At 69.4% G+C, this 3,797-nt stretch carries 4 protein-coding genes; 2 read left to right on the top strand and 2 right to left on the bottom strand.

Annotated elements, in window-relative coordinates; translation table 11 throughout:
* The coding region (locus ACIRDX_RS21420; protein ID WP_396627462.1) for a M2 family metallopeptidase at window positions 1-623 on the bottom strand (623 nt) is incomplete at its 3' end.
* Window positions 624-863: 240 nt separating this feature from the next.
* On the opposite strand from ACIRDX_RS21420, the gene ACIRDX_RS21415 reads away from it, so the two are divergent.
* Both ACIRDX_RS21415 and ACIRDX_RS21410 read left to right on the top strand, forming a co-directional pair.
* Window positions 864-1,226, top strand: coding sequence for a four helix bundle protein (locus tag ACIRDX_RS21415; RefSeq protein WP_396627461.1), 363 nt, complete (start codon window positions 864-866; stop codon window positions 1,224-1,226).
* A gap of 298 nt (window positions 1,227-1,524) precedes the next feature.
* Entirely contained in the window at window positions 1,525-2,460 is a 936-nt protein-coding gene (locus ACIRDX_RS21410) for an SMP-30/gluconolactonase/LRE family protein (protein ID WP_396627460.1), read from the top strand.
* 278 nt (window positions 2,461-2,738) lie between these two features.
* Here ACIRDX_RS21410 and ACIRDX_RS21405 read toward each other — a convergent pair.
* Window positions 2,739-3,797 (bottom strand): FAD-binding oxidoreductase (locus ACIRDX_RS21405; RefSeq protein ID WP_396627459.1); only part of this gene is annotated, 1,059 nt, incomplete at its 5' end.

The following is a 3,797-nucleotide window of genomic DNA, read 5'->3' as shown; positions in this document are numbered from 1 at the left end:
CCGAGTTCCTTCGCCCCCTGGTTGCCGATCTGGACGAAGCGTTCGTACGGCGCCTTGAGTGGCGGCGCAATCGCGTGCCAGCCCTCCCAGGCCTCGCGCAGCGCCTTCGGATCGCGGCTGGTCGCCATCACGCGACTCAGGTCGTCGAGTGTCTGGCAGTCCTTGCCGGCAGGACAGTACTTGCCGCGCCCGTACCCGGCTTCCATGCCGGCGACGATGCGCGTGAGTTCCTGCTGGAGGGCGGGATCGTTGGGCGCCGGCAGGGGGCTGGCTGCGAGCTTCAGCAGCAGGAGCTGGCGGGCGACGTCGGCGTTGCCGCCGCCATCGACGGGATAGCTGGCGGCGTCCTTGGCCAGCTTCATCGACGTGGCGATGTAGGCCGTGTTCGCGGCGGCGGAGAGCTGCTCGGTGTCCTCGGTGATGAAGTTGGCCGCGACCCACTGCGCCCGCGCGAGCGCATTGGCCTGCTCGAGCAGCGTGGCGTTGGCCTGCGCGACGAAGGCCGCCGGATCGGCGGGCGGGTTGGTGGCAGAGGAGCCAGGGGCGGCCACGCGCGAGCAGGCAGCAGCGAGTCCGAGTCCGGCAATGGCGGCGGAGGCAACGGCAAGGAGACGAGTGCGCACGTCCCCTTGTACGCCGGAGCGGGGTGGGGAACAAGGGACAAGGGACACGTACTCGAGTCACAAGGGAGGCAAGGGACAAGGGACGGGGACGGCCAGGGACAAGGGACACGTACTCGAGTCACAAGGGGGGCAAGGGACGAGGGACGGGGACGGCGAGGGACAAGGGACGAGTCGGCAAGTTGCGGGGGACCGCAACTCGACCCGGGTTGGCATGCGCGTTGCTCGGCATCACGGGTAGCCATGCCAGCGCCCGCGAGAGACCTGACAGCCCGTTCGAGGCAGTTTTCGGTGGATCTGTGCGGGTTTGTGGAGCGCGAGCAGCGGCGACGGGTGCTGGCGCCGCGAGTGCTGGATCAGGTGCTGCGTGCAGGAACTGCGATCGGCGCCCACAGCGCGGAGGCAGATGCTGCGATCACGCGGCGCCACCTGCTGGCACTCCGCGCGGGCGCGCTGAAGGAGGCGCTCGAAGCGGAGTACTGGCTCGACGTCGTCGCGGGGGGCGGCCGCTGCCATGCCCCGGAGGAGTTGGCCTCGCTGCGGGCACAGCTCTCCGCACTCATCGCCATCCTCACGGCCTGCGTGAAGAAGCTCCGCGGCCAGTAACGCGCATGGCGCGGAACAAGGGACAAGGGACACGTACTCGAGTCACAAGGGAGGCAAGGGACCAGGGACAGGGGCGGCCAGGGACAACGGGCAAGGAGAGGACCTCGGCCAGCGACGCATCCAGCCACACCCCCCTGATCCCTTGTCCCTGCTGTTCCTTGTCCCTCGTCCCTTGTAGCCCTGGTGACTTGTGTACTGGTCCCTTGTCCCTTGTAGCCCTGGTGACGTACGTACTGGTCCCTTGTCCCTGCCGTCCGACTGCCCGCCGGAGCGGAGAACGGTGCGGTAGAGTCCACGCATGCGCCTGCTCAGTGCCCTCGCGGTCACTCTGATCATCGGTACGAACGCGTCGGCACAACCGGCCGCGTCGACTCCACCACCAGCCAGGCCGGCCGACCAGGGTCTCTCGGCCCTGCTCGCCCCGGGCGCGACGGTCGAGAAGGTCGTCGGCGACCTCGGGTTCACCGAGGGGCCGCTCTGGATGCCCGGCGGGTACCTGCTGTTCACCGACATCCCCCGCAACCGCATCATGCGATGGCACCCGACCGAGGGCCTCTCGGTCCATCGCGAGCCGAGCCAGCAGGCCAACGGCCTGTTGCGGGATCGCGAGGGGCGGCTCGTGGCCGCCGAGCACGCCGCGCGGCGTGTGTCGCGGACCGCGGCGGACGGCACCATCACCACGTTGGTCGATCGCCACGAGGGCAAGCGGCTGAACAGCCCCAACGACCTCGCCCAGGCGCGCGATGGGTCGCTGTACTTCACCGATCCCCCGTACGGCCTGCCGCAACAGAAGGAAGGCAAGGAGCTCGAGGTCAACGGCGTCTATCGCCTCTCGCCGAGCGGCACACTGACGCTGCTGGCCAGCGACTTCGAGCGGCCCAATGGCCTTGGATTCTCGCCCGACGGCAAGACGCTCTACGTGGCCGACACCGCGCGCCAGCACGTGCGGGCCTTCGACGTGCAGGCCGACGGGCGCCTCACCAACGGGCGTGTCTTCGGCGTGATGACGCCGTGGCCAGGCGCGCAGGGCGGCCCCGACGGCCTGAAGGTGGACGCGCGGGGCCACGTGTTCGTGACCGGCGCGGGCGGCGTGTGGGTGTTCGACGCCGCGGGCAGGACGCTCGGCGTGATCGAGACACCCGAGACCCCGGCCAACTGTGCGTTCGGCGACCCCGACGGCAAGACCCTCTACATCACCGCGCGCACCAGCGTGTTCCGCATCCGCCTGCGGTGAACAAGGAAGGCCAGGGACAAGGGACCAGTACTCGAGTCACAAGGGAGGCAAGGGACCGGGGACAGGGACTGCCAGAGACGAGGGACAAGGAACCGGGAGACAGCTCTTCGACCAGGGAAGCGTGCCGCCACGCCTCGTCTTTTCTCCCTGTTCTTCCTGGTCCCCTGGCACTTGCAGTCCTTGTGACTCGAGTACTGGTCCCTTTTCCCTGGCTCTTTCCTGTCCCGCGTCCCTTGTAGCCCTGGTGACTTGCGTACTCGTCCCTTGTCCCTTGCGCCCTACGCGCTGAACAGCACGCCCGGCGCGAGAATCCCCTGCGGATCGAGCGCGCGCTTGACGGCTCGCATCTGCTCGATCCCCTCGTCACCGTAGAGCTGGCGCAACAGCGCCTGCTTCACGGGATGCCGGCCCACGCCATGTTCGGCCAGCGGGCACCCACCGAGGCGCGCCACTTCGACGCCGAACTCGAGGATCGCGGCCTTGCCGGCTTCCACGTCCTCGTAGCTGCGCGGCAGCACGTTGGGGTGGACGTTGCCGTCCGACACGTGCCCCCACGTGGCGACGTCGAGTCCCCGACGGGCGAAGCCCTCGCGGTAGATGGCCATCATCTCGCCGAACTTCTCGAAGGGCACCACCATGTCGGCGGCGGTCTTGGCGATGCGGCCGTCGATGTCGCGCTTGGCGCGGCCAACGCGCGCGTTCACGCCGGCGGGCACGGCTTCGCGCACGCCGAGCAACTGCTCCGCGCGCTTGCGATCGCCAGGAAGCGCGAGCTCGGTGTCGTCGAGCACGCCATGACGGTCGAGCACGCGGCAGAAGCGGGCAAGCGGCGTGTCGGGCCCACCCTCGTCGAGCGCGCTGCTGATCTGGTCGTAGGCCTCGTCCTGGCTGATCGGCGGCAACTCGAGCTGGATCAGCAGGAGCAGTCCCGCGCTGGCCGGCCAGCTGACCTCGTACTTCCGGTCGGCACCGTCCTCACGCAGGATCTGCAGCGACCGGCCGTCCATGTGCTCGATCGCGGCGACGTCGATGCCAGCCGGGTCGTGTGACTGCCAGGTCGCCCGCGACGCATCACGCAGGTCGGCGACCAGGGCGAGAGCGCCCAGCTCATCCGTGCAGGGCACCAGCGCGTAGCACAGCCCCGCGCGTGCCGGCTGCAGGCGCAGGACCGCCGCCGTGATCACGCCGAGCGTGCCCTCGGCGCCGATGAAGAGGTCCACGAGGTCCATCCCCGGGGCCGCGTGATAGCCGGCAGACCGCTTGACCACGTCCGGCATGACGTAGGTCGGCACGGGCACCTCGCGTCGTCCGGCCGGGCCGTCGACGAGGAAGACGCC

Origin of the sequence: Luteitalea sp., assembly GCF_044337415.1 — a bacterium.
GTDB lineage: Bacteria > Acidobacteriota > Vicinamibacteria > Vicinamibacterales > Vicinamibacteraceae > Luteitalea.
This window is presented reverse-complemented; position numbering and strand designations above follow the sequence as displayed.